Source organism: Neisseria sp. P0021.S007, assembly GCF_051956855.1.
Genome location: NZ_JBQCXA010001503.1, coordinates 1 through 471 on the forward strand (window position 1 = coordinate 1; position 471 = coordinate 471).

General features: G+C 42.9%; 1 protein-coding gene. It reads right to left on the reverse strand.

The genetic code is table 11. The features are described 5' to 3' along the window. Positions 1 to 471 (reverse strand): TraB/GumN family protein (locus ACTHUR_RS19945; protein ID WP_440400531.1); only part of this gene is annotated, 471 nt, incomplete at its 5' end.

Genomic DNA, 471 nt, shown 5'->3' on the forward strand with positions numbered 1-471 from the left:
TTACCACATCAATATTGAAGGCTCCGGCGTCACCTGATAACCATCCTTGCGCAATTTCTCAATCAAGCCTTGTTCAGACATCAGGTGCATGATACCCACAGCAAACACCGTTTTCTTTTTAGCAGATATCTCTTTGATTTTCGGCAGCCAAATTTGATTGCGCTTAATCAGCAAATCGCTACGCTCCCAAGACAAAACGGGAATAGCATCAGGACATTTTTGAGCAAATTCCTGCTCAAATTCAGCTTCTGCCAAAGGTAATTCTGCAAAATTTCCCTTCTCGTAAAGGTCAAAGAGGTGTTTGATTTCCTGATCATTATACTCGTTCACTGTCATCAACATTTTGATCATCAACTTTTCCGGCTGGCTGGCAAACATTTGAGAGATATCCGTCACATCCTCTAAAGCGAGGCGTTTTTTGCCGGACTCTTGTGCCGCTTTCGACAACAAAATATCCACACCGGTATGGTT